The organism is Metabacillus sp. KUDC1714 (genome assembly GCF_014217835.1).
In the GTDB taxonomy this organism is placed as follows: domain Bacteria; phylum Bacillota; class Bacilli; order Bacillales; family Bacillaceae; genus Metabacillus; species Metabacillus rhizosphaerae.
Genome location: NZ_CP055263.1, coordinates 1,511,633 through 1,535,915, shown reverse-complemented (window position 1 = coordinate 1,535,915; position 24,283 = coordinate 1,511,633). Strand labels below are relative to the sequence as shown.

Genomic DNA, 24,283 nt, shown 5'->3' with positions numbered 1-24,283 from the left:
TAAAAAGGAGAAATGAAAATGAAAATTACAACGATAGGTTTAGGGTATATTGGATTACCAACTTCAATTATGTTTGCAAAACATGACGTAGAGGTAGTAGGGGTAGATATTAAACCTGAGGTAATTGATTCTTTAAATGCTGGTAAAATTCACATTGAAGAACCTGGATTGCAAGAAGCGTTAAATGAAGTTATTCAAAAGGGAACTTTTAAAGCTTCTTTAACACCAGAAAATGCAGATGCATTTATCATTTCTGTACCAACTCCAAATAATGATGATTTATACAAATCATGTGACTTAAACTATGTATTAGGTGCTGTCAAAACAGCTCTTCCATATGTTAAAAAGGGAAATGTTATCATTGTTGAATCTACTATTGCGCCAAGAAGTATGGATGACTTTGTAAAGCCGTTAGTTGAAGCGGCTGGGTTCGTAGTTGGGAAAGATCTTTTCCTAGTACACTGTCCTGAGCGTGTATTACCAGGTCAAATTCTTCATGAACTAATCTATAACAATCGTATTGTTGGTGGAATTACGCAGGATTGTACAGAAGCTGGAGCGATGGTTTACAGTACGTTTGTTAAAGGTGAAATCATTAAGACTGACGCAAAAACAGCTGAAATGTCTAAACTAATGGAAAATACATTTAGAGATGTGAATATTGCATTAGCTAACGAATTAACAAAAGTTTGTAATGAGTTAGACATTAATGCTTTAGATGTAATTGAAATGGCAAACAAACATCCACGTGTTAATTTACACACACCTGGACCTGGTGTAGGTGGACACTGTTTGGCTGTGGATCCTTATTTTATTGTTGCAAAAGCACCTGAAACTGCCCAATTAATTAATTTATCAAGAACTATTAATACATCTATGCCACACTATGTTGTAGAAAATGTAAATAAATTAATGGAGCAAACAAACGGCAAGGTCGTTAGTGTATTTGGTTTAACATATAAAGGAAATGTGGACGACATTCGCGAAAGCCCTGCTATGGAAATCATGGAACTTCTTAAACATGAAGGTAAATATGAAATCCGTGCTTTTGATCCACATGTAGAGGCAGATTTCGTTATTGAAGATATTCAAGATGCGACAAAAAATTCAGACTTAGTTCTTATTTTGACAGATCACAATGAATTTAAGAACATTGATTATACTAAACTATCTAATATGTCTACTAAACGTATCCTTGATACAAAAAATATTGTTACAAACTCAGCGGAAAACTTCGAATATATTAACTTTGGAAACTTGCATGAGGCTCTTAAGAAGGATGCAGTTCTTGTATGACCCCTGTTTCTCAAGTGATTAAAGAGCAATTTTCTAATATGCACCTCATCTTTCGATTGGCTGCATATGAAACGAAAAGCAAGAATCAAATGAATTATTTGGGTGTTTTATGGCAAATTTTGAATCCTGTTTTACAGGTAGCTATTTACTGGTTTGTCTTTGGTCTAGGTATAAGACAAGGCACACCAGTAGGGGATACCCCGTTTTTTGTTTGGTTTCTTATTGGGCTGATACCATGGTTTTTTATCAGCCCTTCAATTGTTCAAGGATCAAATAGTGTTTATGCTAAAATAAATGTGGTTTCGAAAATGAAATTTCCTGTGAGTGTATTACCAACCATAACAATTGTGAGCAATGCATTTAACTTTATAATAATGATGTTAGTTTTGGGGGCTATCCTTGTTTTATATCAAATCCAACCAGGGTTATATATGATTCAACTCCCATATTTCTTGATTAGCCTATTTATATTTTTGTTTGCATTTACTTTGTTATGTTCAACAATCTCAATAATAATTAGAGACTTTCAAGTTGCAATACAATCAGTTATGAGGATAATGTTTTTTTTATTGCCAGTATTATGGGATACAAATCGATTGGATCCTTTATATCAAACAATATTAAAAATTAACCCTGTTTACTATATTATCGAAGGTTTTAGAGATACTCTTTTAGGAAGAAAATGGTTCTTTGAAGATTTGAACTATACAATATATTTTTGGTCTATAACTTTTTTAATCCTAATTATTGGAGCAAGTATCCATGTTAAATTTAGGGATAAATTTGTTGATTATTTATAATTCGGGGGCTTATATTAAATGAAGCCAAAGATTAAAGTTAAATTTAATAATGTTTCAAAGAAATATAACTTATATAAAAAACAATCTGATAAATTATTAGATATGTTTCTTGCCAAAAAAAGGTCTCAGAGTTTTTATGCATTAAGAGATATTTCCTTTGATGTATATGAAGGTGAAACTATTGGTGTTATTGGAGTAAATGGATCAGGTAAATCTACCTTATCAAATTTGCTTGCACAAGTTGTACCACCGACTTCCGGAACAATTGAAATAAATGGACAGACATCACTTATTGCCATATCAGTAGGTTTGAATAATAATTTAAGTGGTTTTGAAAATATTGAATTAAAGTGCTTAATGCTCGGTATGAACAAAAGTCAAATTAAGGAACTAACACCTAATATAATAGAATTTGCAGATATAGGTGATTTCATATATCAGCCAGTAAAAAATTATTCTAGCGGTATGAAATCAAGATTAGGTTTTGCAATTTCAGTACACACAAATCCAGATATCTTAATCGTGGACGAAGCTCTATCTGTAGGTGATCAAACCTTTTATGAAAAATGCCTAAAGAAAATTAATGAATTTAAAGCAGAAGGAAAGACAATATTTTTTATTAGTCATTCAATCTCGCAAATTAGATCGATTTCTGATAAGGTTCTTTGGATAAATCATGGGGAAATTGAAGAGTTCGGTAGTGTTAGAATTGTAATAGAAAAGTATAAGAAATTTATTAGTTGGTTTAATGAATTAAGTGATTTAGAAAAAAAGAACTATAAAACCAAAAACATGGAAAAGCAAAAAATGGATGATTTGAATCATTTGAACAGTGAAAAAGATCAATTCATTAGTAGAAAGAATATTCATAAATCCAAAAATGATAAAACAAGTAATCCATTCATTTTTGCTCAATTATCATTCTTTACTTTGTGTACAATTTTCTCTCTCTTATTTATGTTTATCGGAAATCCTGTACAAATAATGAACAAGAACACAACTGATCAAAGCGGTGTGAAAACGATAGATCAGATTGAAGATAAAAAGGATATAATTGTCTTTGAAAAAAATGGATATGTAATTGTTAACAATGCTGATTTCTATATTGATGAACAGCTTACAGAAACAGGATTTGCGATCCCGTTCGGTAGTTCACTAGAAGTATTGGGGAAAACAGATAATGTTTATAAAATTCGTTATAATGATACGACAGGTTTTACTTCAAAAGAAAACATTCAAATTGGAGACGTAAAACAAGATAACGAAAGCGAAAATATCGCAATCAATGAATTTTTGAGTGTTTTTCCTGAAAATTTTAAAAACTCATATCAGTTTTATTTAGCACAACTAAATTTAAATGAGGAACAAATACTTGAAAAATTAAGTGGGTTGACTGGAGAATCGGTTAATATAAACGGTGATAAGACATTAGATTATAAATATGATAATGTTCAGATCATTATTGATAAAGAGACAGGATTAACCTCTAGTATTATTGTGGATAGTATTCAATCAGAAAGTGATACTCTTAATAAGATCAAGGAATCTGCTCAAATAACTTCTAAAAATGGAGATTTATTGTTTTTAAACTTAGATAAATATAATCTTACAATAAATCTGATAAATAATACTATTGCTATAAGTTTATCTGAAGATTAAAAGAAGAGGTGTATTATGTCGAATTTAAAAACAAGAGTTCCAAAAAAAACGTCCAATAAATCTTTGCTGGTTATAATCGCAAGCATTATCATTATTGGACTTGGAATAACCTATTATATTGTTAGTATAGCAGGTAATAATGAAACTAAAATTGTAGAGGCATCATTAAAAAATGATGATATTTTGCCTTTACTAAAAAAAGAAAATCCAAATGTTTACAGTGTTTCTGTTGATAGTAAACAAAATTTAGTAGCTGTATATATTAAAGATAATAAGGTAGTAAATAATAAATCGATTCTTATTAAAACTGCAGATGAAAATATACCTCTAATCGAAAAATTATTTAAAAATCCTAATATCAAAGCAGTAACAGTAACTGTTTTAAAAACTGCGGAAAATTCTAAAGAAGATAAAAGAGCCGTTCAGTTTTCATTTAATAAATCTGAAAATGTAAACATTACTGAGTTCCAAAAAGATCTGGAAGGCAATTATCCTGAGTTTTATAATTCTGCAAATCAATATTATATTTCACCTGAAATTTGGAACGGTTTAAGTGGTGCAGATCATATGAAATTCGAGAATAGGGATCGCATAAAATAGAATAATTTTTTAGGTGAAAGCAAGTGCAAGCATGCATGAGCTTTCACCTTTTTTACTTTTTGCTTTAACTATATACAGTGTAGTTGTTAGTTTGACAAATTTTATATAAAATTAACCAAGTGCAAATTTCTATTATATTATAACCAATTCACCCTTTTGAAATGGTTGCCAAAGTTAGTAACTTAGTATATTCAACTAAGGAATTACTTTGAGTTAGTAGACAAATCAATTACTTATATTAAAGTAAATAATTTTAATAAGGGGTTTAATATGAATAACTTAAAAGAGAATATTTCACTTCAAATTGAAAATTTTTTTCATTTGAAGGTTAACCTTGGTTTTAGCAATAAAGAATACATGTACGCATATTATTTAATTAAAGGCAAAGAAGTAATTGAGAAGACATCATATATAAGGAGAAATAATTGTAAGTTTAACTTATTAGAAAAAGGAAGATATCGAGTAAAAGTATATATTAAGGATTCAACAAACAATATTATTAGTGAAACAAGTGAAGAGATCTTATTTAATGGTTTTAATGAAGGAACTATTTTTAATGATAAAAAATCTATCTCTATTGTAGGGATCAACAAAAAGACTGCTGCAATTAAAAAAATCTTAGAATCCAACTATAATATAGACAGTTTTGTGGATTTGTCAGGGACATATATAGGTGAAACCTTTTTCAATCTTCCAATAAAGTCAATCGATGATTTGTTAGATAATGAAGACATACTGTTGGTTTCTCTGAATAACGATAATTCTAATATTAATTTCCCTATAGAAACTGTACATATGGAAGTAGGGGTAAATGATATTTTAACAAGAACGATGAATAAGATTAGTGCCTTAAATTTGTATAGAATAGCAAAAGCTTGTTATCATGATGGTTTACAAACCGCTGCAAATTTTATTAAAGAGTATATTTTTGTAAAGTATAACTCGTTTATACCATATACTGCAGATATTGGTGAAGGTACGAAACTCGGATATGGCGGTATAGGAGTAGTTATTCACAGTAACGCTAAAATAGGGAAAAATTGTGTTATTTCGCAAAATGTAACAATTGGTTCTAGAGGACTAGACCCAGAGATTGGAGACAATGTGTATATTTCTCCAGGATCTAAATGTATAGGGGGCAAAATAGGGAATAATGTAATAATTGGAGCAAATGCAGTAATTACAAAGGAAATCCCTGATAACTGTGTAGTTGCTGGTGTTCCAGCAAAAATCATTAGCAATGATATAACAAAATACCAAAAGTATTTTAGAAAAAAGTAATGTAGATCTGTCTAGTTGGAAATGTTAGTTATAAAATTATTCGTTTTTACTTATAAAGTAAAAAGTGAAATAAAGGGTACATTAATTGTACTTTATTTCACTTTTTTCATTATTTCAATGTCTATTTTTATTTAATATTATTGTATTTTTTGTATATTCCGTTTTTATTGTTGAATCTAATAATATTTTGATCAATTGTTAACTCTTCTGTATTTATAGATTCTGTACTATTGATAAAATATTTTATATCTTTCGATCCATTAACATCATATTTCACATAGTTTTTTTCTATGATCAAATTACTTAATAGGAAATTAACTGGATTATCTTGTACTATTAACAGAATAAATTCTGTAGATATATTATTTGCTTGGTTATTAGTAATTTTTACAGTACCTTTATCGAATGAGTATGTATCTTTAATATAAATGAAGGAATTCGCTTTAAAGTCTTCAACATTATCAGGCAAAGAATATTTATCAGCTATTTTAGGTACAGCTTTACCAGAAATAGTTTTATTATTTTTTATTATTGCATTTTTACCATATGCTAATAATATACTTGCTCCTTTTATGTAACCAATGAAACTATTACCTTCAATTGTAACATTTGCACTTCTAATATTAATTCCATAATTTAAATTACCCAAAATATTGTTACGAAATATTGTATAATTTGCGGTTGAATGGCTTCCAATGCCGTATTGAGTGTCTTCAGATAAGTAGTTAAAACCATTTTCGTTTTTTCCGCCACCAAAAACTGTATTAAATTCCACAATACTATAGTAATCAGGATATAATCCTGAAATATCAATTCCTCTTCTTGAACCAAATACTGTATTATCTCTAATCATGGAGAAAGAGCTTCCATAAGATTGTATACCATATCCACTGTACTGATCATTTGCCCCTATAATTAATGAATTTTCGATACTCGTTCTAAAACTACTTACTATATGAATTCCAGTTGAAACAGAGTTTTTAACTGTTAGATTGTGGAATACACTATCACTAGTGTATTCCAATTTTATTCCTACTGTTCGATTGTTCGACTTATTACGTTCAACAGTAATATTCTTCATATTTATCGTAATTGGATCAATAATTTTAACAGTTATGATTTCTGAATCTTTAATGTATGTATCCCAAAGGGGATTTTCTATAAGCACACTATTTTTGTTTAAGCCAATAACTCTATGAAGTTCACCTTTATGTAAATTTTCCTTACCAATTCGTGGATCAAAGTACCAGGGAGTATCACTTTCAATTAATAACAGGTCTCCACTTTTTACTCCATTTACTTTTGATAATGCAATGGAGTTATTACCTGTTTTAAGCTGATCTGATTTTATAGTAGTTGTATACCTAATATTTCCCTTTAAATCGAATGCTGGTACTTTACTCTCATTGTTATCCATGAAAATTTTCGCATTATCTTTTTCTGTACTAATAAATGTAATATCTGAAGTAGCTTTAATTGAATCTGTAATTCGATAAGTTTTTCCGGACTCAAACAAAACGGTACCGCGTTTATTTTTTAATGAATCTACAGCACTTTGAATGGCCTTTGTATCATCGGCCTTTCCGTCCCCAATAGCGCCAACAGATTCGACATTAATCGAATCACCATCCTTATAATGAGGTTGTTCTTGCAATGGATTCTGTGTTTTCTGATCTTTTTCAGCATCTATGAAAAAGTAAAAAACACCAAGAATAAAAATGCTAATTATAATTAATAAATTCAATCTTTTATTGGTGAACAAATTTCTCATCCTTTCATTAGAATTTAATTATTATGTAACTTAATAAGTGTATTATAAGTGTATTAAAGAATTAATAATTCTTTAAGAAAAACAGATAATATGAATGTCTGAAAATGAATACAAAAGTGTTGAATAAAACACCTGTAATAAGTAATGATTTTGATTAGTATTTAACAGTATATAGATTAGGCCGAACATAAATTATAGCATTGGGCTAATATAGATGTAAGTGTTAAAAAGCTAGGTATCTGATAGAAGAATGATGATAGAGAACTTATTTTATCTAACAGTGAATATAAAGTGCTTTCTTAATATAAAAAATATAATGGTTATTACTTTATCCATCAGATAATACCGTTGAGACAATGTAGCAATGAGTGTATTGCTGATCATAATTTGTTTAGGAGTTGATAAAAATGAGTTTCTTTATCAACAAATGATTTTTTAATGCAATAAGGAATGATACAAATAATAATCTTTCTGCTGATCTAATTGCTAGGGATATAAAGGGTTCGCTAAGTGGAAATATTATTAATAAACATTAAAAGAAGCTATAATTATCCCATAGATGTTCTCAAATCATATCAATAATATTATAAATGCTTTAAATCAGCTTGGTATTTATCCTTAAAATCAGTAGATTTCTTAATTGTAGTAATTGATGAATAAAATCTTAGGTTAAAACATAAATGATACAAAAATCATTTTTCCATGACCTAGGAAAAAATAATTAGTGCAGATCATGATACTGCTGAGTATCTTTAAAGTGACCCTTCACTAAATGGAAATATACAAAAAATAGCCCCCTGAAATTTGGGCGCTATTTTATTTGATTAATTTTAGGCACTTCAGTTTTCTTCATAAGGAAAGACTTTTTAGAACCTACTTAAACATTAATTTTTTTAACTGGAAACACAATCATTGTGTCATCTTTCTTTACATAACATCTAATTTGATAACTACCTTTTTCTTGGAATGTATAATTTAAGCAGTTACTTTTACTATATGGTATTTTTTTTACTAATTGTTTCTCTTTAAATACATACCATGCGAAGGAGAGACCGTTATACTCATGGCAGATTACTTCAATTTTGTATTCATTTAATGTATTTTGTTTAATTATGGATTGTCGTATGTTAGTTTCAAGAAGATAATTTGAGATTAATTTATCAATTTCAATGTGATCTATTTCATTCAGTTCAGTATTTTCCCTCTTAAACATACTATAAAAACGTAAAAGATTATTATTAGCTTCCTTCTCTTCATAAAACTGACTAATTAAGTTATGCCCCAATTCTCCAAGCTCATCTCGTAACATATCATTTTCTACTAAACGTTCAATATCCTTTTCAATAGATCCTTCAACATAATCTTCGATCTTATTACCAATGCCTCCAAAGTTTGCATATACCCCTTTTAACCAATTATTTTTATCAATTAAACCAATATACCCTTTACTTCCTATAGCAATTGTAGGTTTACCACAACTCATTGCTTCTAGAGCACACCGACCTGGAGCAATAACGATATCACTATTTGAATATGACATTAATAAGTCAATATCTTCTTTCCAACCAACAAAGTTAACAAAATGATTATTAGTGCCTACTATCTCTTCAACTTTTTGTTTCATTTCATCAATTAATGTACCATCACCTACAATAGTCCAAATAACATCATTTGGGTACTTTTCTGTTGTGAACTTTAGTGCTTTGTAAAATACTTCGATAATAAATTCTTTATCTTTATCAAGTCTTGTTACAAGGGAGATGTTTATTTTTCTATTTAAAGCAGGAGGCTCTATTGGCTGGAATAGATGTGTGTCTACCCCATTAGGAACAACAAATAATTTATGATTATATTTATTAAGTCTATTTTTGGCTAGATGTACCTTTAAAAAGTCCTTTATTCCCTCAGAAACTGTAAAGACCATTGCAACTTTATCAATATACGTTTCAATATAGTCAGTATGTCTTCCATGTATAGTTACAAAAAGTGGACTTTTGAGAATTTTTGAAAGAAGCACTGCAACTTTTCGCGATTCAAAAGGATGGGAATGAATAATATCAATTTTATTGGATTTGTTTAATTCTAAAAGAGTTTTTATTGTATTGCTGAACTCTGTAGGAGTAAAGTCTGTATTTATGACGTTTATACCTTTTTCTTTTAAAGTGTCTGTAAAAACACCTGGTCTACAAAGTACCGTTACATCATTTCCATTACTTTTACAATGTAATGCAGTCGACATCACATTAAAATGTAGTCCGCCTAATGGAGCATTGAAAAATACAGGTATGAGAATATGCATGCTTTTTTACACCTCAGAATAATATTTAGTAATAAACATTATACATTAATAGTTGCTGGCCAAAAAGTCTAGTTAATTAGATTCTTGGGCTTAATTTAGGGTAAATCTTATCAACCTTATTGTCTTTTTTAAACGACAATAAATTAATAAAAATAGGAATACTCTCCTAATGAAGAAAATAAGGTTAACATATTTGAAACTAGTAGATTGATAGATTGACTAATAGTGACATCTGAAAAATAGAAAAGGGGTAAGTATACATTATGATGTGTGCACTTTCAAATAGAAAACTGGTGGAAGAGTTTGAAACAACAAGAAAAGGTATGGCATCAGTCGGGTTAGAACATGGATTAACAAACTCAGATACGGTTAAATTAAGTACAAAGCTAGATGACTTATTGAATTAATTGCTTTAACCTCATAATAGGGAACTAGTATATGTCTGTTATCATGAAATTATCGTATTAACAGAGGTTGGTAATAAATCTATGATATTTGAAACTCATTGAAAAGAGTTAGCGGCTTCTTATGAAGAGTAGAATTCACGAGTGATGGGTAAATGGCTATGGAATTCAGTGCATTGGTGAAGTAGTTTCTACACTATCTAATCATTCAAGTACATATACAGAAGAAGCTAGAATGTGAAATAATCCATCGAATAAGTTGTCATACAAATAGAAACGATAAATGAATTTTGGAAAAATAATAATAGCCAAAAGGAAGGGTGAAGTGATGTATTCAAATTAAAAGACTTACCCATGGGGACAACTAGCAAGTTGTGAAAAAAACAGCTAATCCTAGTTCGCCTGGTGAAGGTGGAGATTACTTTGTGACATTTCATATATATATGTCAAGCTAAAACAGTATGGTAAGAGTTCCAGTTAGTTCTTCTTAGTAATTAATACTGTTTTTGACTTATTTCGTTTAGATGATAGAAAGTAAAAAAAATAATAAGTTAAGGTGGATAATATGAAGATAGATATTTTTGGTAGTTGTGTTTCAAGAGACTCATTCAAATACACTTCTAATGTTGAATATAGGGTTAATAATTATTTTGCACGTTCTTCAATCGTAAGTTTGTATGGTCGTATATTCAAAATTAAGATTGATGAAATAAAGTTGGCTTCTGCTTTCCAAAGAAAGATGGTGTATTTTGATTTAATCAAAGAATTCCCAAGACACATTAAAAATTTCAATTCTGACTATTTAATTATTGATTTCATAGATGAAAGAATGAATATTTTAAAAACCAAGGAGAGTTATTTAACGAGATCAAAAGAGTTTGTTGAGTCAAAAATAGATATTAAGGGAAGAGTATTGTCTGATTCTGATAAATTAATGTTATGGGAAAAATGTGCGGAAAGATTTATTAATGATCTAAAAAGCAACCTAAAACCAGAACAAATTATCTTGCATAAAGCCTTTTGGCAAGAGCAGTATAAGGGAGAGGATGGAACAATTCACTACTTTGATGATCCAGAAATTAAAATAAACAATCTTCGTCTTAAACATTATTATGAGATGATTGAAAATGGTATTGAAGGAATTAATGTAATCGAGTTAAACGGTTTTATAGCCGATGAAAATCACGTATGGGGTTTAAGCCCATTTCATTATGAAGATAGATATTATCTAGAGTTTATAAATCAATTAGATAGTATTGTAGAAAATGTATAATAGGGATGGGTGCCTGTCACCACCCGAATTTTGTCGAAATACTTGGAGTTTCTGAGAGGCCAGTTTGTATGTTTGTTCTTTTTTGTTTACAAGAATGTCCTCCTTTCTTTTTATGAAACATCGGTGATTGAATAGCTTATATTAACTAGTAATCTTTTTATTAAAACAAATAAAGATATAATTTAAGTAACATAATGAGGGATCCTATTTCACAAATAGGATCCCTCATTATACTTATCCCTTTTGCAATTGCGTAGGAGGCATTTGGATCGAGTGATTTAATGTGTCGAGCTTGCTTTCGATCCGATTTAGTAAATAGAGTGTGACGATTATAGAAAGCCAACATCACTAATCATTGTTAACCATTGTTCCATCTTATTTGCACCTCTTTCAATTGAATTTATAAATAGGGCTGACAGGGAAAAACGTGTCAGCCCCTATTTAAGTTACCCAAGCGCAATTTCCGTTACATTACGGTCAATAACTCTTGCACCTTTCTTCGATACAAATTCCCCATCAGTTGAAATAAAAATATTCGCTGCTAAGATTTGATCCATTGCTGCATTTAATGCAGTTTGATCAACTGGTTCTACAGGAGAGTCCACACTGATTTTCACTGTTTTCCCTGCTGTGTTTAAAAATTGAAGCTCTAATGTTTTCGCCATTTTTTTCCCTCCTTTCCTTCCTCATTTGGTTTGTTTTCCTTTAAACGATGTTACGCATCAATTTGATTTGTGTCATTACGCTCAACGAATGTTAGTGTTTCTGTTTGTAAGCTTGCAATCGCTTGTGCTGCTTGAAGCAATTGGTCAGGTGTAGCTGATGTTTTGACGTTGTTGTAGTTTTTACGCTTATAGATGTCTTTGCCGTTCTCGTCTACTCCCATGTTAAACACTAGGCTTAATTGAGTATCTAATAATGTTGCAACTGCCATGCTCTCACCTCCTTTCACCCTTTATATATATAGAAAGGGTAAGTAGAGTAGCGTAGTATTGATATTTTTTTATAAATAATGGATGTACTAGCTTCTGTTGCTAACCTTTGGTCTTACTTGATTCCCAAAAGATCCTCAATAGAATGCTTTTTGAGTTTAGTAATCGCATCCCTACGCCATGCTTTAACTGCAGATATTGATACTCCTTCATCCTTTGCAACTTCACTTGGTGTTTTGCCTTTAAGACAGTAGGCTTTTAACCATTTGCTTTGATTTGAAGTCAAAAGGGAGGAAATACTTTCAATATTAGAGTCTGATAGTAGATGTTTAAAATCATCTTCGCTTGTTTCTTCCTGTGGTGAAACAGTCATGAGCCGATTTTCCTTCTCCTGTTTTTTCCTCTCTTTCGTAAGCCATGCTTTCATTCGACCAAGGATATAGGAATAAACATAAGACTTAAATTCCCCTTTTTCTTCATTAAATCGTAACGAAGCTTCCCATAATGCAATACAGCCAATTTGATAAAACTCGTTTTTATCTTTGTAAATCTTTAACTTTTTCATTATGTGATAAATCATTGGTTCAAATTGTTCATGCAGCTTCTCAAATTTCTCATCTTCATACATATAAGAATCCTTTTTAAGAATGCATTCTTAAGTATTCCGCGGTAATTTGAGAATATCAGTCTATTTATCTATGAGAAAATTTCGATATGGGGTAGATAACAGGAGAGATTAACCTAATAAGAGGATTATTTCTTAGTAATAACTAGGTTATTGATTGGGAGTTTATTGGGATGATGGTGCTATTGGGGTTTTTGTTTGAGTATTGGAGTTTTGGGGGTCAGTAACCATTCACTCAGTAGGTGATTGACCTTGTATTGTAAATTCTGGAGAAAGGAAAAGACGCCTCACATATTGCATAACTGCGCAAACAGTTATACGTGAGACGTCCCACGGATGTTGCATCAAATTACAAACTACCTAAATACAATGATCATTCACTTTAGTTTTCATAAAAAAGAGAGGTATTTGCATATAAAGCAGGTGATCCTCCAGAGTGAATAAATAGAATGTGATCATCGCGCTTAAAGTAGCCATTTGAGATGAGTTCAATTAGTCCTGCTGCAGCTTTACCAGTGTACACTGGATCGAGTAAAATTCCTTCTGTTTTTGCTAGTAACTGGACGGCTTCTACCATTTCAGGGGTAGGGAGAGCATAGCCAGGTCCGACATATTCATCAAAGCAAGTAACTGCCTCACGGGGGATGGGATGTGAAATTCCGATATGTGCCGAGGTTTCTTTCACAAGCTGGTATACTTTTTCTTCTTGTTCAGCTTTTCCTCTGCTTACATTTATTCCGATTACAGGGATATTACTTTGACTTCCAGAAAATCCAGTGATCAAACCTGCGTGCATTCCACCACTTCCGCTTACACAAACGACTGACTTTATATTTATGCCTTGATCAAATGACTGTGCTAAAATCTCCTGGGAGCAAGCGGCATACCCTGTTGCCCCAATGGCAGTAGATCCACCGACTGGAATGATGTAAGGGTGATGTCCTTTCTCTTTGACTTCATTTGCTACTTGCTGCATTTCTTTCATCAAGTCTGTTCCATTTGGGACAACCTTGATATTTTCAGCGCCTAGTAAATGATAAAGAAAATAGTTACCGTTAAAGTCAGGCTCAGAACTTTTTGTCAGACCTTCTTCTAAGACAAGAATGCACTTCATCTTCTCTTTCACTGCAGCCGCTAGTGTTAAGCGACAATGATTTGATTGAATGCCTCCACATGTAATTAATGTATCTGCACCTTTTTTCAGAGCATCGGCAACAAGAAACTCTAATTTTCTTGTTTTATTTCCACCAACCGTAAGTCCAAGTAAATCATCTCGTTTTAGATAAATCGTAGGGCCGCCAAGAGCTTCAGATAAATTGTCTAATTTCTCGATAGGTGTATGGGATGGTGTGTATTTTCGTCTGGGGAATTGAGATAAGTTCATATGTAATGTCCTCCTGTTTGGGTGCCTGTCACCACTCGAAATATGTCGAAGATTGTTAAGTTAATAGTTTGGTAGAGCATGATAGAATAGGGATGCAATTGAATATAGTAAGGGTGGATTTAAGTAAAATATAAAGGTCTATGCATTTTACTAATAATTTCAGAAATAACAAACAATATAATTAACAGAGTTAATATACTTAAAGTATCTTAGTCACAAACTGTTTGAATATAGTATCAGCTTGAAGTTGATTCCATAAACTCGTACTTAATGGAGGAACTGGAATGTTATTTACAGGATCAAATAAGTCATTACCTACACACTGATAAAAAATGAAATCTTTTATATTGTTTGTAACAATTGTTAAATCATTATCGAGAGCTGTAAGCATTAATCTTGCATCATTTATTGATGGAATAACATTGTTTCGGATTATACTTCCGTTAGGCAATGGTAGATTGTAAGTCTTTAGAGCATAGGCAATAGCTTGTCTTAATTCGTGTTCACGCTGCACAGATGGGACGTATTTAACCTCTATTAAAGAGGGAATTAGCTGGTATAGTATAAGTTCCAATTCTGTTTCAGGTATTCGAAAACTCTGTAATTCAATTTCTCGTATTGTTTCGTCGCCTACATACATTGTATGATTCTTGTCTAGTACTGTACTTTGCCAGAAGGCTTGTACAAATGGGCTTAATTGGGGTGAACTACCAGCACTGTATCTTAAAACATTTGTATCAAGTAAAAAATTTGTCAAAAAGCACACTCCCCACCATAATTTTCCTAGGAAAATTATATCATATTTTGGAATGAAAAAATCACCCCAATAATTGGAGTGAGTAGGGTGATTAATCTTCAAAATGCTTTTTGTTTTTTTCGATTTCATCGAACATTGTGTGATATTCGTCTAAGTTTGAGAGTTTTTTTATGGCTTCTAGTGTTTGTCTATTCTTTTGTTTGTGCTCTCTTAGCCTAACTAACAATTCATCAAATTTGGGGTGATTCTTATATTGATTTACCTCTACCCGCCATTCGCCTCTGTCTCCCATAGTTCTCCAAGCGTTAATTACTCCTTCTTGACAATACTTTCTTACCATTTGAGGGGAAATGCTTAATAACCAAGAAACATCCATCGTAGATAAATAGTCTGGTATAACATTTCTATTTTCTTCAACAAAGTTTATTTTTGTAACTAAATTTTCTATTGTATCGATTTCAGTATTGGTCATTTGGTCAATTAGTTTTTGTTGTTCTCTTAGAAAGTAAATATACCTTGAAACTTTATCGCTCTCAATTACTTTTACTTCTTCTTCAAGTACTTGTACTTGGGTTTGAGTTAAAGTTTTTAACATAATAATCATCCCTCCCACACCTCCATTATAATATATGTTCGAAAAAAGGGAAATATACGAAACATACGAAACTTATTCTTATTATTAACAAAAAGTCAATTTTTAAACAACTTGAACTTGCCTGTGCAAAATAAATAGTAAAACAATACCTCATAACAACTGAGTTACCACTTGTTCAATTTAAAAAAGACAACTGTATTAGTTTGTTAATAGATAATCATTATCTAAACCATATATATGTATATAAGTAATGTTTACGAAGGGTATTCATATTTTCAACCTTTTAATCTTTTGAATATGAGGTTGGCTTTAGCCTCCCTTCTGTGCAATGTCAGCTGTAATTTCACAATTAGACAGTACACTTTTAAAAAAATCAAAAGTTCATTCAAAGTAAACATAAGCAGTAGATAGTTATATAAAGGCAATTCTTCGATTACACTCTGTAAAATTTTGGTTAATAAAATAAAACATTCTTCCTATATTCATATCAAATTTCACTACTGGAGACTTATGGAAGTGATCTGGTAATTATAGTAACATTTACTTAGCTATGTGTTTTATTGGAAATGAAATTGACGATGAATAGAAAAGTAAGTTAACTCATAATGAGGTGGATTTTATGAATTCGGAAAAAGTCAGAGCATTAGCAAAAGTGTTCCAGGAATCTTCTGAAACGTTAAAATTAGATGAATCAAAATTAATGCAGAGTGTACATACAAATACGGCAACATGGACAGGAGAAGCACGAAAAAAATTTGATTCAATGCTTGATGAAGCAGGTATTTTATTTCAAAGACATTCAGACAATCTTTATCAGATCAGTAAAGAATTAGAAAGCGCAGCAAATGATGTTGACAGAGTGAGAGAAGAGATTGAGAGACAAAGAGAGTTAGAGCGGCTTGCTTGTATGAGGGATGAGTAGAAATAAAGTGAATAAGGTTATAGAGGTGTCATATGAAACCGAAAAATAGGGATAGGAAAAGTTTGGAAGAGGAAGGCTGGGTCCTCCCGGATAAAAATAAGAAAAGTAAAGATGGTAGTTCACTTCCTGGCTGCAGTGATTTTTTTATTTTGTTCATTCAATTTGGTGTTTTGGCGCAACAAGTAATTAGTCTTTTTTAAGACGATCTATTTCCGCTAAAGTAGAGGTTAAAAAAATGGTTCGTAATAAGTATAAAAAGAAAAAAGAAGTTGATGGCAAGAAAGGAATGGATGACAATTGGGTACCTGGTTGTGTCGATCTATTTATCTTGCCGTTTTAGATTATGATATTGGGACATTACTTTTTTCAAAGTATTTAGATGAAATCCTATATATAGGAAAAGAAAAGAGGATGAAAGAGTGGGTAATAAAATTTCAGTAGATCCAGACCGTTTAGAAGATTTAGCAAATGAGCTTGTCTCGAAATTGTCGAAAGTTGAAGAGGAATACAAGGATCTTCATTTGGAGCTTTACAACCTAATTAGCAGTGCTCCAGCAGAGTATAGTCATTGTTTTTATCAAGTAGGGGATCCGTGGGGAACGGGAAATCAATTAGCTGATCTTCTAAGTGAAATGGAGATCGACCTTCGAATGACAGCAAATAAATTTTCAGATGCCGATAACTTAGTCGGTCAACTTTATAAACTGCATGAGAAGTATGGAGCATTAACAGCGATGGGTGCTTTAGCATCGAAACAGCTAGCATTTTATGGGCTGGGTTTTACTCAATTTATGAAAAATAGCGATGATGTGTATATGTATAGACATATGAATGCCCTAAATAAACTTTCTGATGTCGTTGATAATTCCAAATTTCGTAATGTAGCAAGAGCTTATTTAAGTCCAACAAATCTATTAAAAAAATATAGAGATGTGCCATTTTCTGATTTAGTTCATAAAAAAGTTGCTAAATATCTTCCTGGCGATGTTGTTAAGTATACAGATAGTTCAAAGGCTTTATTTGAAGGGATTAAGCATAGAACATTGGACTCGACAACGTTTAAATCATTTGTTAAGACGGGAGCGAAATTTGCAAAAACCAATGCTGTTAGTGCAGTACTAGTAACAGGAGTAATGGAAACAAGCGGAATGGGCCTGAAAATTTCTGAAAACTATGCAAAATACGGAAATAATCCAGAGGTCTTAAAGCGCGAAAATGCAAAAGCCGTGGGAAATGCAGTGAATAATACCGTAGCGATTTCTGGAGGTTCGATTGCGGGGGCATTCGTAGGAGGGGCTCTAGGAAGTTTAGTAGGTCCAGTTGGTACGGTTGTAGGAGCTGCTGCAGGTTCATTTGTAGGAGGACTTGTTGGAGAGCAAGCGGCTAAACTTACTGCAGGGATAGCAGAGAAAGCAGCTATAGCTTTAAAAGAACCGATACATGCTGGTCTTGAAACGATTAAAGGTGGTTTGGAAAAAGCAGGGGAAGTTGTTGAAGGAATTAATAAAGGTGTTGATTTTGTAAATGATCAAATTAAGGATACAATTGCTGACCCAATAGGGAAGGTGAAAGATATTGGTAAGGGGATATCGAAAGCAAAAGAAACAGCGAGTTCTCTTGTCGATGGAGCAAAAGATTTTCTTGACGATAAATTGTCATTTTTTTAAGGAGGACCTATGAATACCATTCAATTAAGTATTGAAGAGTTAATTTTTTCATTTTATAGTGAAGGTTTATTTGAACAAGGAATGTCTATTAAAGAAGCCTATTTTCCAACGCTTCAAGAATCTGAGTTAAAATTAATGCTAGAAGTTGCCTCTCGTTCTTTGTTAGCAAAAGATATGATAAAGGAAGTTCATAACCAATATAAATTAAAGGATGAATTTGCTTCCTATATTCATACATTAAATTATGCAGAAAGTACCGTAAAGGCTTCTAAACATCAGTCTGACTTAAATGGAGAAGAAAGTATCTCCTTTCATTATAAAAATGAAGAGGTTTATTTACATAAAGTATTGTACGACAATCAAGTACATTCTATTTCTAAGCTGCCAGATGAAGAAATCATTTCAGTTATAAGTAGTTTTTTCAATTTCCATACATTAGAAAAGCAAAGTGAAGTACTTTTTCAGTTAAAAAGTGAAGAATTTGAAGAACTTTTAGAGGATGTTAGTCAATCTCATTCTTTATCAGAATCGATTGCTCAGAAATGGGGAAGCAAAAAGGGTCAATCTAATAGTATTCTAGAGTTTTTAAATGACATTTCTACTAGAAACGGTAAAATGGATAGTTTATTAAGTTTAAAGTATGACTCAGATAATAACCCTGAACTAATGGATCTTTATTTTATTATCCCAGGAAAGAATGAATGTTGGCTTGCTACAAGGGACAACAACCTTGATCTGAATATTCAAAGAGCAAATGAGACATCTATTAAAAATCTATTATTAACGAACAAGGTTCTTTCAGCTTAAGGAGGTGCATCGTTTGGTTAACGTTAAGAAAGATAATGACATCATACATATAAAAGGTTCCAAGTTCATGTACGGTTGGGTGTTTCTTGCGACTTTAGGTTTTTTAATTGCTTGTTTTTTCTTAATCATACATGGTTTGAAATTTGATTCCAAGTATTCTATTTTATACCTTGGTGGTGGATTCCTCTTCACTCCTTTCTACCTTTACCTAACTCTTTGGTCACTTCCAGGTTTTATTCCAGGGAAGGTCCTGTTAACGATTATTCAAGGTGAGAATAGTACAATTAAATCAAAGAAAGGTACAGTCCTTATTAAAAATATTCGTAATATCGATTTAGTGAGAAATCCTCTAAATTTAATAAATGATATTGTAATAGAAACCTTCGATAACAATAAAATTAAAATTCGCACCTTTAATTTACTTGATGACCTGGATTATCAGGTGGTAGTTGATCAATATATTTATCCTTATATGACAGAAAATGCAAGAAAAGTTTGGGATCGTAAGGTGAATTTGGATAAATTGCAAAAAGTGGCTAAATACGTTCGGCAGGAGCAGAATATTGATTAACGTTCATTAACTTTATTTAGTCAAGTTTGACTCCATTTCACTACAGTTGGAGTATACGAGGGTTTTTAAATGATCTTTCTACTAGAGAAAGAATGAATGTTGGCTAGCGACAAGGGACAACAGACTTGACCTGACTATTCAAACAGCAAATGAGGCATCTATTAAGCAACTATTCGTAACGAACAAGATTCTTTCAGCTTAGGAGGTGCATCGTTTGGTTAACGTTAAGAAAGAAAATGAAGTCGTCCACATAAAAGGTTCAAAGTTCATGTACTGGTGGATGTTTCTTGCGACTTTAGGTTTTTTAATTGCATGTATTTTCTTAATTATACACGGGCTAAAATTCAATTCCAAATATTCATTATTTTACCTTGGTGGCGGTATTATACTCACGCCTTTTTACCTTTATCTAACTCTTTGGTCACTCCCAGGCTTTATTCCAGGGAAGGTGCTGTTAACGATTGTCCAAGGCGGAAACGGCAAAATAAAATCGAAAAAAGGTACAGTTTTTATTAAAAATATCCGTAATATTGATTTAGTCAGAAATCCATTGAATTTGATCAATGATGTTGTCGTTGAAACCTTTGATGACAAGAAAATCAAAATTCGTACTTACAATATTCTTGATGATCTTGGATATCAAATGATGGTCGATCAATATATTTATCCTTATATGACAGAAAACGCCAGAAAAGTATGGGATCGTAAGGTGGATTTAGATAAATTGCTAAAGATAGCTAAATACGAGCGGCAGGAGCAAAAAATTGATTAACCTTCATTTCCTCAAGGTGTGACACTGTATAAATACAGGTAATAAACTGTGAAAATAATATCTTTTCATGGTTTATACCTGTGTCAATCTTGAGTCAATTAAACAGTTAATCTGTTAACAAATACTGAAGAATTCAGCTTTACCCTCAATAAAAGATTCATCAGTCTAACAATGCACCTCACAGTAAACCCTTCAGATACAGATACCTCTACATTTCTGGCAGTACAGTTACCTTCGTAGGAGGAAAAGTTTGATTAATATAAAAACAGGAGGAAATTCTATCAAAATCAAAGGTTCAAAGTTCATGTACGGATGGATGTTTCTTGCTAAACCATAAAAACACCATATTTTCATGGTTTATCGTGAAGATCAGTTTCAAACGTGAGCCAATCAGACGGTTAACCAGCTCCTTTCCAGTATTTTTAAATACAGCCGAACGTCAGCTTTATTAATCAAAATCTTACCTTTGTATAGATGCTACTTATTTCTCAAACCCCTCACTTAAATTCTTCTTTAACTTAGCAATCGTATCCCTGCACCAAGCTTTAACGGCATAAACAGATAACCCTTCCTCCTCTGCAATGTCAGCTGGCAATTTCCCATAGAGACAGTACGCTTTAATCCATTTGCTTTGATTTGGGTTAAAAGGGTGGAAATGTCCTCAGGTAACCGAATCTAATAGCATGGGGATAAAATCACTTTCTCTTGCTTCTTCAAGGTTCCATCGTTCTCAAGCTGGCATTGCCTATTCATTTTTCTCCTTTCTCTTGTAAGGACTGTTTTCATCAGGTCACTGATATAGGAATAGACATATGATTGAAAATTCCCCTTATCTTCATTAAACCGTTGGGAAGCCTCCTATTAGGCAATACACCCTATTTGATAAAACTCCTGTTTGTCCGATGCCATCAGATCTCAAGGTAGTGCCAACTAAATGGATAGTCACATCCAAAGAAATGCAGTTAAGTGACTGAACATGAACTTTGCTTTGATCGGAATATATAACTTCTTATACTAAAGGATTGAGTGGCGTCTTTAACGGACAAACATGTGATAACCTCAAGCCTTTCCCTATATGAATAAAAGAAGGAATTATAATGAGGCAAATCGAAGTTGTGGGAGGGATTATACTTTGTGTAGATGTTTTACAAAAATACACGTATAGACCGCAACATTATACTAGGTTTAAAACCATTTAATGGTGAATGAGTTCAAATCGGAGTAGCTTCGGCCACTCCTTTGGCGGCTACTATCGCTTAACGTTGGTTGCACTTGACATAATTGTTTTAATAACCCTTTTTAGGTGATGAGCAAAAACACTCCAATAGGAATATAGAGTGAATTTAAAGGATTTGGTTTGGACCAATTGGAATTTCAAAAGAAGACGTAACTACTGATCAGGGGGAGAAGCGGTGAGAAAGAGGAAATTTTATTGGAAGTTGTTTGTATGTATGATGGCGGTTATTTTTGTATATACGGCTGCATTGTCGTTTGTTTATTATTTAAAGAATCGGGAGTTTACGAATTTCGAGCTAGAACAGAGTCAGAAGGAGCTTTTGAAACAGACGAAGGAAAAAGTGGATCATCGTTTGCTGGTGGCGTTGAGCGGGATTAACCAGCTCAAGTCAACGGAGGCGTTTGTGAATTTTAGTCAAAATAGGAATGAAAAATTGAAATATTACTATGTTAATGAGTTGTACAAGGAACTGCAGAAAAATTCGAATGCTTTTAGCCAGTTTGAGTATAAGCTAGGTGTGATGAAAGCAGATGAAGATTTGATTGTGACACCTGATATGACGATTAATCAGGAACAGTATTTTCAGCAGCTTGGTCTGAATAAAGAAGAGAATCAACAGGTGGTTGACTATTTAGCGGAAAAAAACAATAGCTTCGAGCAGTATAAATTATTTACCCTCATGAATCAAAAGAAAGATAACGTGTATATTACCCTGTTGAAAAAAGAGCGGATAGCTGAAGGAAATAACGTTGTCTTTTTTCTTTCCTTCTATACTAAAAACCTGTACCCTGCTCTAAATCCTGTTGATCAGGGAGGGTTTGCTATTGTAGAAGGTAACCGCATTTCAAGTCATCAAACATTTTTTCATGATCTTTCGATTACAGACATCTTGACTAAGGATCGATTAAAACAACTAGAACCTTCAAAGGAAGAGCCTGTTTCATATCAAAAAATAACGGCTGCAGACTTTCAGATTAAATCCTTATCCTCAGAAGTGTTAAAAGATTGGAAGTATCTTTATATTACGCCGAAACAAATAACCGAAACATCGTTTGCCGGGCTTCTAATGGATTCGCTGCCTGTTTATGTACTATTTTTATTAGCTGGTCTTGTGGTTCAAATTTTGTTTGTCAATTATACGTATCAGCCTGTAAAAAAAGTTCTTCGTGTATTGAAAGATGGACAAGAGAGTATTGATGGAGATGAGTTTGCTATTATCCAGCAAATAACGACCAATATGAAAAAAATGAACGAAAAACTGCTTTCTACCATCGATCATCACCAACTGTCGTTGAAAAAAAAATTCATGAAAGATTTACTTCTTGGATTAGTTGAGAAAGAGGAAGTGGAGGAGAAATCGGGGCAATACGGTCTTGCCGAGTTGAAACAAGGAAGGGTTATCCTCTTTGAATTCACCAACTATAAGGAGTGGGGAGAATCGGTCACACCTGAAGAGATTTTGACGATCAAGCTACAGCTGCTAACCTATTTAAAAGAACATTTAGAAAAGGAAACCTCTTACGAAATGATTGAAATGGAAGTAGAGAAACTCGCAATCCTGACAAGTGAAACCAATTTGCAGAGAATTCGCGATTGGTTGAATTCGTTTAAATCAGGGAGGGATGAACGCCTTCATGCAACAATGTTTATTGCGATCAGTGATCCGGTTGCAGAACTTTCTGAATTTGAAAAAGGATATAAACAGGCAAGAAACTTGCTTGAATACAGATATGCGATTGATCGAAAAAACATTGTGTCAACAGAAGATATTGGGACTTTTGAGCAAAAGAGCTACTATTACCCACTCGAGATGGAGAAAGATTTGATTAATTTTAGTTGTAGAGGTCAGAAGGAGAAGGCCATGGCCATTTTGAAAAACGTCTTAAATGATAATCTTCATGTTAGACAGCTTGATGAATCTGCACTCCGAAGCTTGGTATTTGAAATACTTGCTACCATTCATCGAATTTTATCTCAGACTAATCAGGCAGAAAGGACAATCTTTGGTGAAGATGAAACCGTCTATCGAAGACTTCAAGTGATTCGCGGAAAAGAAAAACTTGAACAGACAATTACTAGTCTTTTCGGGGAGCTTCTGGAAAACATTCAAGAACAAACAAAAAAAGCAGATTTGACAGTGGCTGATCAACTGATGAACTTTATTCATGATCATTTTCACAGGGATCTTTCTCTTTCAGATTTAGCTGAACATTTTAATTTAACCTCAAGTTACGTAAGTAAAGTCTTTAAAGAACAAACAGGAGAAAACTTTAAAGAATATTTAAATATGTACAGAGTGAAGAAAGCAAAGGAGATTTTGTCGGCACAAGAGGTGAAAATCAGTCAAGTAGCAAGCATGGTCGGCTTTAACAATGTCAATACGTTTATCAGAACCTTTAAAAAATATGTTGGGCTTTCCCCTGGTCAATATGAAAAAGGATCTTAAGTGACTAATTTATTCTAGTCTTAACGGGCAGTAAAGCCTAATGGCACAAGATTATGAGAAGTAAAGAAGATAAGAAAGAGATAACTGCCCGTAAAGATCCGAAGTAGGACAGGATGTCCAAGTAAGGCGAAGACATTAGGCCGTGGCATTTTATATGTGATAAGTTTCGCTGCTATTCAGTGGGG

Annotated in this window: 23 protein-coding genes; 14 read left to right on the top strand and 9 right to left on the bottom strand. The window is 32.4% G+C overall.

Annotated elements, in window-relative coordinates; translation table 11 throughout:
• The first annotated feature begins 18 nt into the window (after nt 1-18).
• The 5 genes from HUW50_RS07400 (at nt 19) to HUW50_RS26980 (ending at nt 5,636) form a co-directional block, all read left to right on the top strand.
• Nucleotides 19-1,296: a nucleotide sugar dehydrogenase gene (locus tag HUW50_RS07400; protein ID WP_066328923.1), complete on the top strand. Its 1,278-nt coding sequence runs from the start codon at nt 19-21 to the stop codon at nt 1,294-1,296.
• Complete coding sequence (locus HUW50_RS07395) at nt 1,293-2,096, top strand: ABC transporter permease (RefSeq protein WP_066328925.1); 804 nt, start codon at nt 1,293-1,295, stop codon at nt 2,094-2,096. The genes HUW50_RS07400 and HUW50_RS07395 overlap by 4 nt, the downstream gene beginning before the upstream one ends.
• A gap of 18 nt (nt 2,097-2,114) precedes the next feature.
• Nucleotides 2,115-3,755: a teichoic acids export ABC transporter ATP-binding subunit TagH gene (gene tagH / locus HUW50_RS07390; RefSeq protein ID WP_066328932.1), complete on the top strand. Its 1,641-nt coding sequence runs from the start codon at nt 2,115-2,117 to the stop codon at nt 3,753-3,755.
• Nucleotides 3,756-3,770: 15 nt separating this feature from the next.
• Entirely contained in the window at nt 3,771-4,355 is a 585-nt protein-coding gene (locus HUW50_RS07385; protein WP_185653804.1) for a hypothetical protein, read from the top strand.
• A 270-nt stretch (nt 4,356-4,625) separates the two neighbouring features.
• Complete coding sequence (locus HUW50_RS26980; RefSeq protein ID WP_232328999.1) at nt 4,626-5,636, top strand: serine O-acetyltransferase; 1,011 nt, start codon at nt 4,626-4,628, stop codon at nt 5,634-5,636.
• Between the two features lie 127 nt (nt 5,637-5,763).
• Here the strand turns inward: HUW50_RS26980 and HUW50_RS07375 are convergent, their stop codons facing one another.
• A complete protein-coding gene (locus tag HUW50_RS07375; RefSeq protein ID WP_066329661.1) occupies nt 5,764-7,398 on the bottom strand; it encodes a right-handed parallel beta-helix repeat-containing protein in 1,635 nt (544 codons plus the stop codon).
• Between the two features lie 886 nt (nt 7,399-8,284).
• The gene (locus HUW50_RS07370) at nt 8,285-9,706 is read right to left on the bottom strand and encodes a glycosyltransferase family 4 protein (protein WP_066329660.1); all 1,422 of its coding nucleotides are present in this window, start codon (nt 9,704-9,706) and stop codon (nt 8,285-8,287) included.
• A 263-nt stretch (nt 9,707-9,969) separates the two neighbouring features.
• Here HUW50_RS07370 and HUW50_RS07365 point away from each other — a divergent pair, with 263 nt between their 5' ends.
• On the top strand, nt 9,970-10,113 hold the full coding sequence (locus tag HUW50_RS07365) for an aspartyl-phosphate phosphatase Spo0E family protein (RefSeq protein ID WP_083964524.1): 144 nt from the start codon (nt 9,970-9,972) through the stop codon (nt 10,111-10,113).
• A gap of 562 nt (nt 10,114-10,675) precedes the next feature.
• Complete coding sequence (locus HUW50_RS07360; protein WP_066329658.1) at nt 10,676-11,383, top strand: DUF6270 domain-containing protein; 708 nt, start codon at nt 10,676-10,678, stop codon at nt 11,381-11,383.
• Nucleotides 11,384-11,617: 234 nt separating this feature from the next.
• Here HUW50_RS07360 and HUW50_RS27485 read toward each other — a convergent pair whose 3' ends face one another.
• The 7 genes from HUW50_RS27485 to HUW50_RS07325 form a co-directional block, all read right to left on the bottom strand.
• The gene (locus HUW50_RS27485; protein WP_396652622.1) at nt 11,618-11,686 is read right to left on the bottom strand and encodes a hypothetical protein; all 69 of its coding nucleotides are present in this window, start codon (nt 11,684-11,686) and stop codon (nt 11,618-11,620) included.
• 143 nt (nt 11,687-11,829) lie between these two features.
• On the bottom strand, nt 11,830-12,048 hold the full coding sequence (locus HUW50_RS07350) for a DUF2922 domain-containing protein (protein ID WP_066329656.1): 219 nt from the start codon (nt 12,046-12,048) through the stop codon (nt 11,830-11,832).
• A 50-nt stretch (nt 12,049-12,098) separates the two neighbouring features.
• Nucleotides 12,099-12,317: a DUF1659 domain-containing protein gene (locus HUW50_RS07345; protein ID WP_066329655.1), complete on the bottom strand. Its 219-nt coding sequence runs from the start codon at nt 12,315-12,317 to the stop codon at nt 12,099-12,101.
• 113 nt (nt 12,318-12,430) lie between these two features.
• Nucleotides 12,431-12,943 (bottom strand): sigma-70 family RNA polymerase sigma factor, encoded by a 513-nt coding sequence (locus tag HUW50_RS07340; RefSeq protein WP_066329649.1) that lies wholly within the window; start codon nt 12,941-12,943, stop codon nt 12,431-12,433.
• A gap of 379 nt (nt 12,944-13,322) precedes the next feature.
• The gene (locus tag HUW50_RS07335) at nt 13,323-14,324 is read right to left on the bottom strand and encodes a D-cysteate sulfo-lyase (protein WP_066329646.1); all 1,002 of its coding nucleotides are present in this window, start codon (nt 14,322-14,324) and stop codon (nt 13,323-13,325) included.
• Between the two features lie 199 nt (nt 14,325-14,523).
• Nucleotides 14,524-15,081 carry a PIN domain-containing protein gene (locus HUW50_RS07330; RefSeq protein ID WP_066329640.1) on the bottom strand — a complete coding sequence of 186 codons (558 nt, stop codon included), beginning with the start codon at nt 15,079-15,081 and terminating at the stop codon, nt 14,524-14,526.
• Nucleotides 15,082-15,172: 91 nt separating this feature from the next.
• Nucleotides 15,173-15,676, bottom strand: a complete 504-nt coding sequence (locus HUW50_RS07325) for a hypothetical protein (protein ID WP_066329637.1) — start codon at nt 15,674-15,676, stop codon at nt 15,173-15,175.
• 619 nt (nt 15,677-16,295) lie between these two features.
• Here HUW50_RS07325 and HUW50_RS07320 point away from each other — a divergent pair.
• From HUW50_RS07320 to HUW50_RS07290, 7 genes are all read left to right on the top strand, one after another.
• Nucleotides 16,296-16,598, top strand: a complete 303-nt coding sequence (locus HUW50_RS07320) for a WXG100 family type VII secretion target (protein ID WP_066329634.1) — start codon at nt 16,296-16,298, stop codon at nt 16,596-16,598.
• Nucleotides 16,599-16,630: 32 nt separating this feature from the next.
• A complete protein-coding gene (locus HUW50_RS07315) occupies nt 16,631-16,798 on the top strand; it encodes a hypothetical protein (RefSeq protein ID WP_157094332.1) in 168 nt (55 codons plus the stop codon).
• 219 nt (nt 16,799-17,017) lie between these two features.
• Nucleotides 17,018-18,265 (top strand): glycine zipper domain-containing protein, encoded by a 1,248-nt coding sequence (locus HUW50_RS07310; protein ID WP_066329632.1) that lies wholly within the window; start codon nt 17,018-17,020, stop codon nt 18,263-18,265.
• A 9-nt stretch (nt 18,266-18,274) separates the two neighbouring features.
• Complete coding sequence (locus HUW50_RS07305) at nt 18,275-19,072, top strand: hypothetical protein (protein ID WP_066329628.1); 798 nt, start codon at nt 18,275-18,277, stop codon at nt 19,070-19,072.
• 13 nt (nt 19,073-19,085) lie between these two features.
• On the top strand, nt 19,086-19,643 hold the full coding sequence (locus HUW50_RS07300) for a DUF5381 family protein (RefSeq protein WP_185653803.1): 558 nt from the start codon (nt 19,086-19,088) through the stop codon (nt 19,641-19,643).
• A 214-nt stretch (nt 19,644-19,857) separates the two neighbouring features.
• Nucleotides 19,858-20,415 carry a DUF5381 family protein gene (locus HUW50_RS07295; protein ID WP_185653802.1) on the top strand — a complete coding sequence of 186 codons (558 nt, stop codon included), beginning with the start codon at nt 19,858-19,860 and terminating at the stop codon, nt 20,413-20,415.
• A gap of 1,412 nt (nt 20,416-21,827) precedes the next feature.
• Nucleotides 21,828-24,098 carry a helix-turn-helix transcriptional regulator gene (locus HUW50_RS07290; RefSeq protein WP_066329626.1) on the top strand — a complete coding sequence of 757 codons (2,271 nt, stop codon included), beginning with the start codon at nt 21,828-21,830 and terminating at the stop codon, nt 24,096-24,098.
• The last annotated feature ends 185 nt before the right edge of the window (nt 24,099-24,283 follow it).

Bases quoted from the DNA above. Each gene is read 5' to 3' on its own strand.
- HUW50_RS07400 (WP_066328923.1), top strand. From the start codon at position 19: ATGAAAATTACAACGATAGGTTTAGGGTATATTGGATTACCAACTTCA.
- HUW50_RS07395 (WP_066328925.1), top strand. From the start codon at position 1,293: ATGACCCCTGTTTCTCAAGTGATTAAAGAGCAATTTTCTAATATGCAC.
- tagH (WP_066328932.1), top strand. From the start codon at position 2,115: ATGAAGCCAAAGATTAAAGTTAAATTTAATAATGTTTCAAAGAAATAT.
- HUW50_RS07385 (WP_185653804.1), top strand. From the start codon at position 3,771: ATGTCGAATTTAAAAACAAGAGTTCCAAAAAAAACGTCCAATAAATCT.
- HUW50_RS26980 (WP_232328999.1), top strand. From the start codon at position 4,626: ATGAATAACTTAAAAGAGAATATTTCACTTCAAATTGAAAATTTTTTT.
- HUW50_RS07370 (WP_066329660.1), bottom strand. From the start codon at position 9,706: ATGCATATTCTCATACCTGTATTTTTCAATGCTCCATTAGGCGGACTA.
- HUW50_RS07365 (WP_083964524.1), top strand. From the start codon at position 9,970: ATGATGTGTGCACTTTCAAATAGAAAACTGGTGGAAGAGTTTGAAACA.
- HUW50_RS07360 (WP_066329658.1), top strand. From the start codon at position 10,676: ATGAAGATAGATATTTTTGGTAGTTGTGTTTCAAGAGACTCATTCAAA.
- HUW50_RS07350 (WP_066329656.1), bottom strand. From the start codon at position 12,048: ATGGCGAAAACATTAGAGCTTCAATTTTTAAACACAGCAGGGAAAACA.
- HUW50_RS07345 (WP_066329655.1), bottom strand. From the start codon at position 12,317: ATGGCAGTTGCAACATTATTAGATACTCAATTAAGCCTAGTGTTTAAC.
- HUW50_RS07340 (WP_066329649.1), bottom strand. From the start codon at position 12,943: ATGTATGAAGATGAGAAATTTGAGAAGCTGCATGAACAATTTGAACCA.
- HUW50_RS07335 (WP_066329646.1), bottom strand. From the start codon at position 14,324: ATGAACTTATCTCAATTCCCCAGACGAAAATACACACCATCCCATACA.
- HUW50_RS07325 (WP_066329637.1), bottom strand. From the start codon at position 15,676: ATGTTAAAAACTTTAACTCAAACCCAAGTACAAGTACTTGAAGAAGAA.
- HUW50_RS07320 (WP_066329634.1), top strand. From the start codon at position 16,296: ATGAATTCGGAAAAAGTCAGAGCATTAGCAAAAGTGTTCCAGGAATCT.
- HUW50_RS07315 (WP_157094332.1), top strand. From the start codon at position 16,631: ATGAAACCGAAAAATAGGGATAGGAAAAGTTTGGAAGAGGAAGGCTGG.
- HUW50_RS07305 (WP_066329628.1), top strand. From the start codon at position 18,275: ATGAATACCATTCAATTAAGTATTGAAGAGTTAATTTTTTCATTTTAT.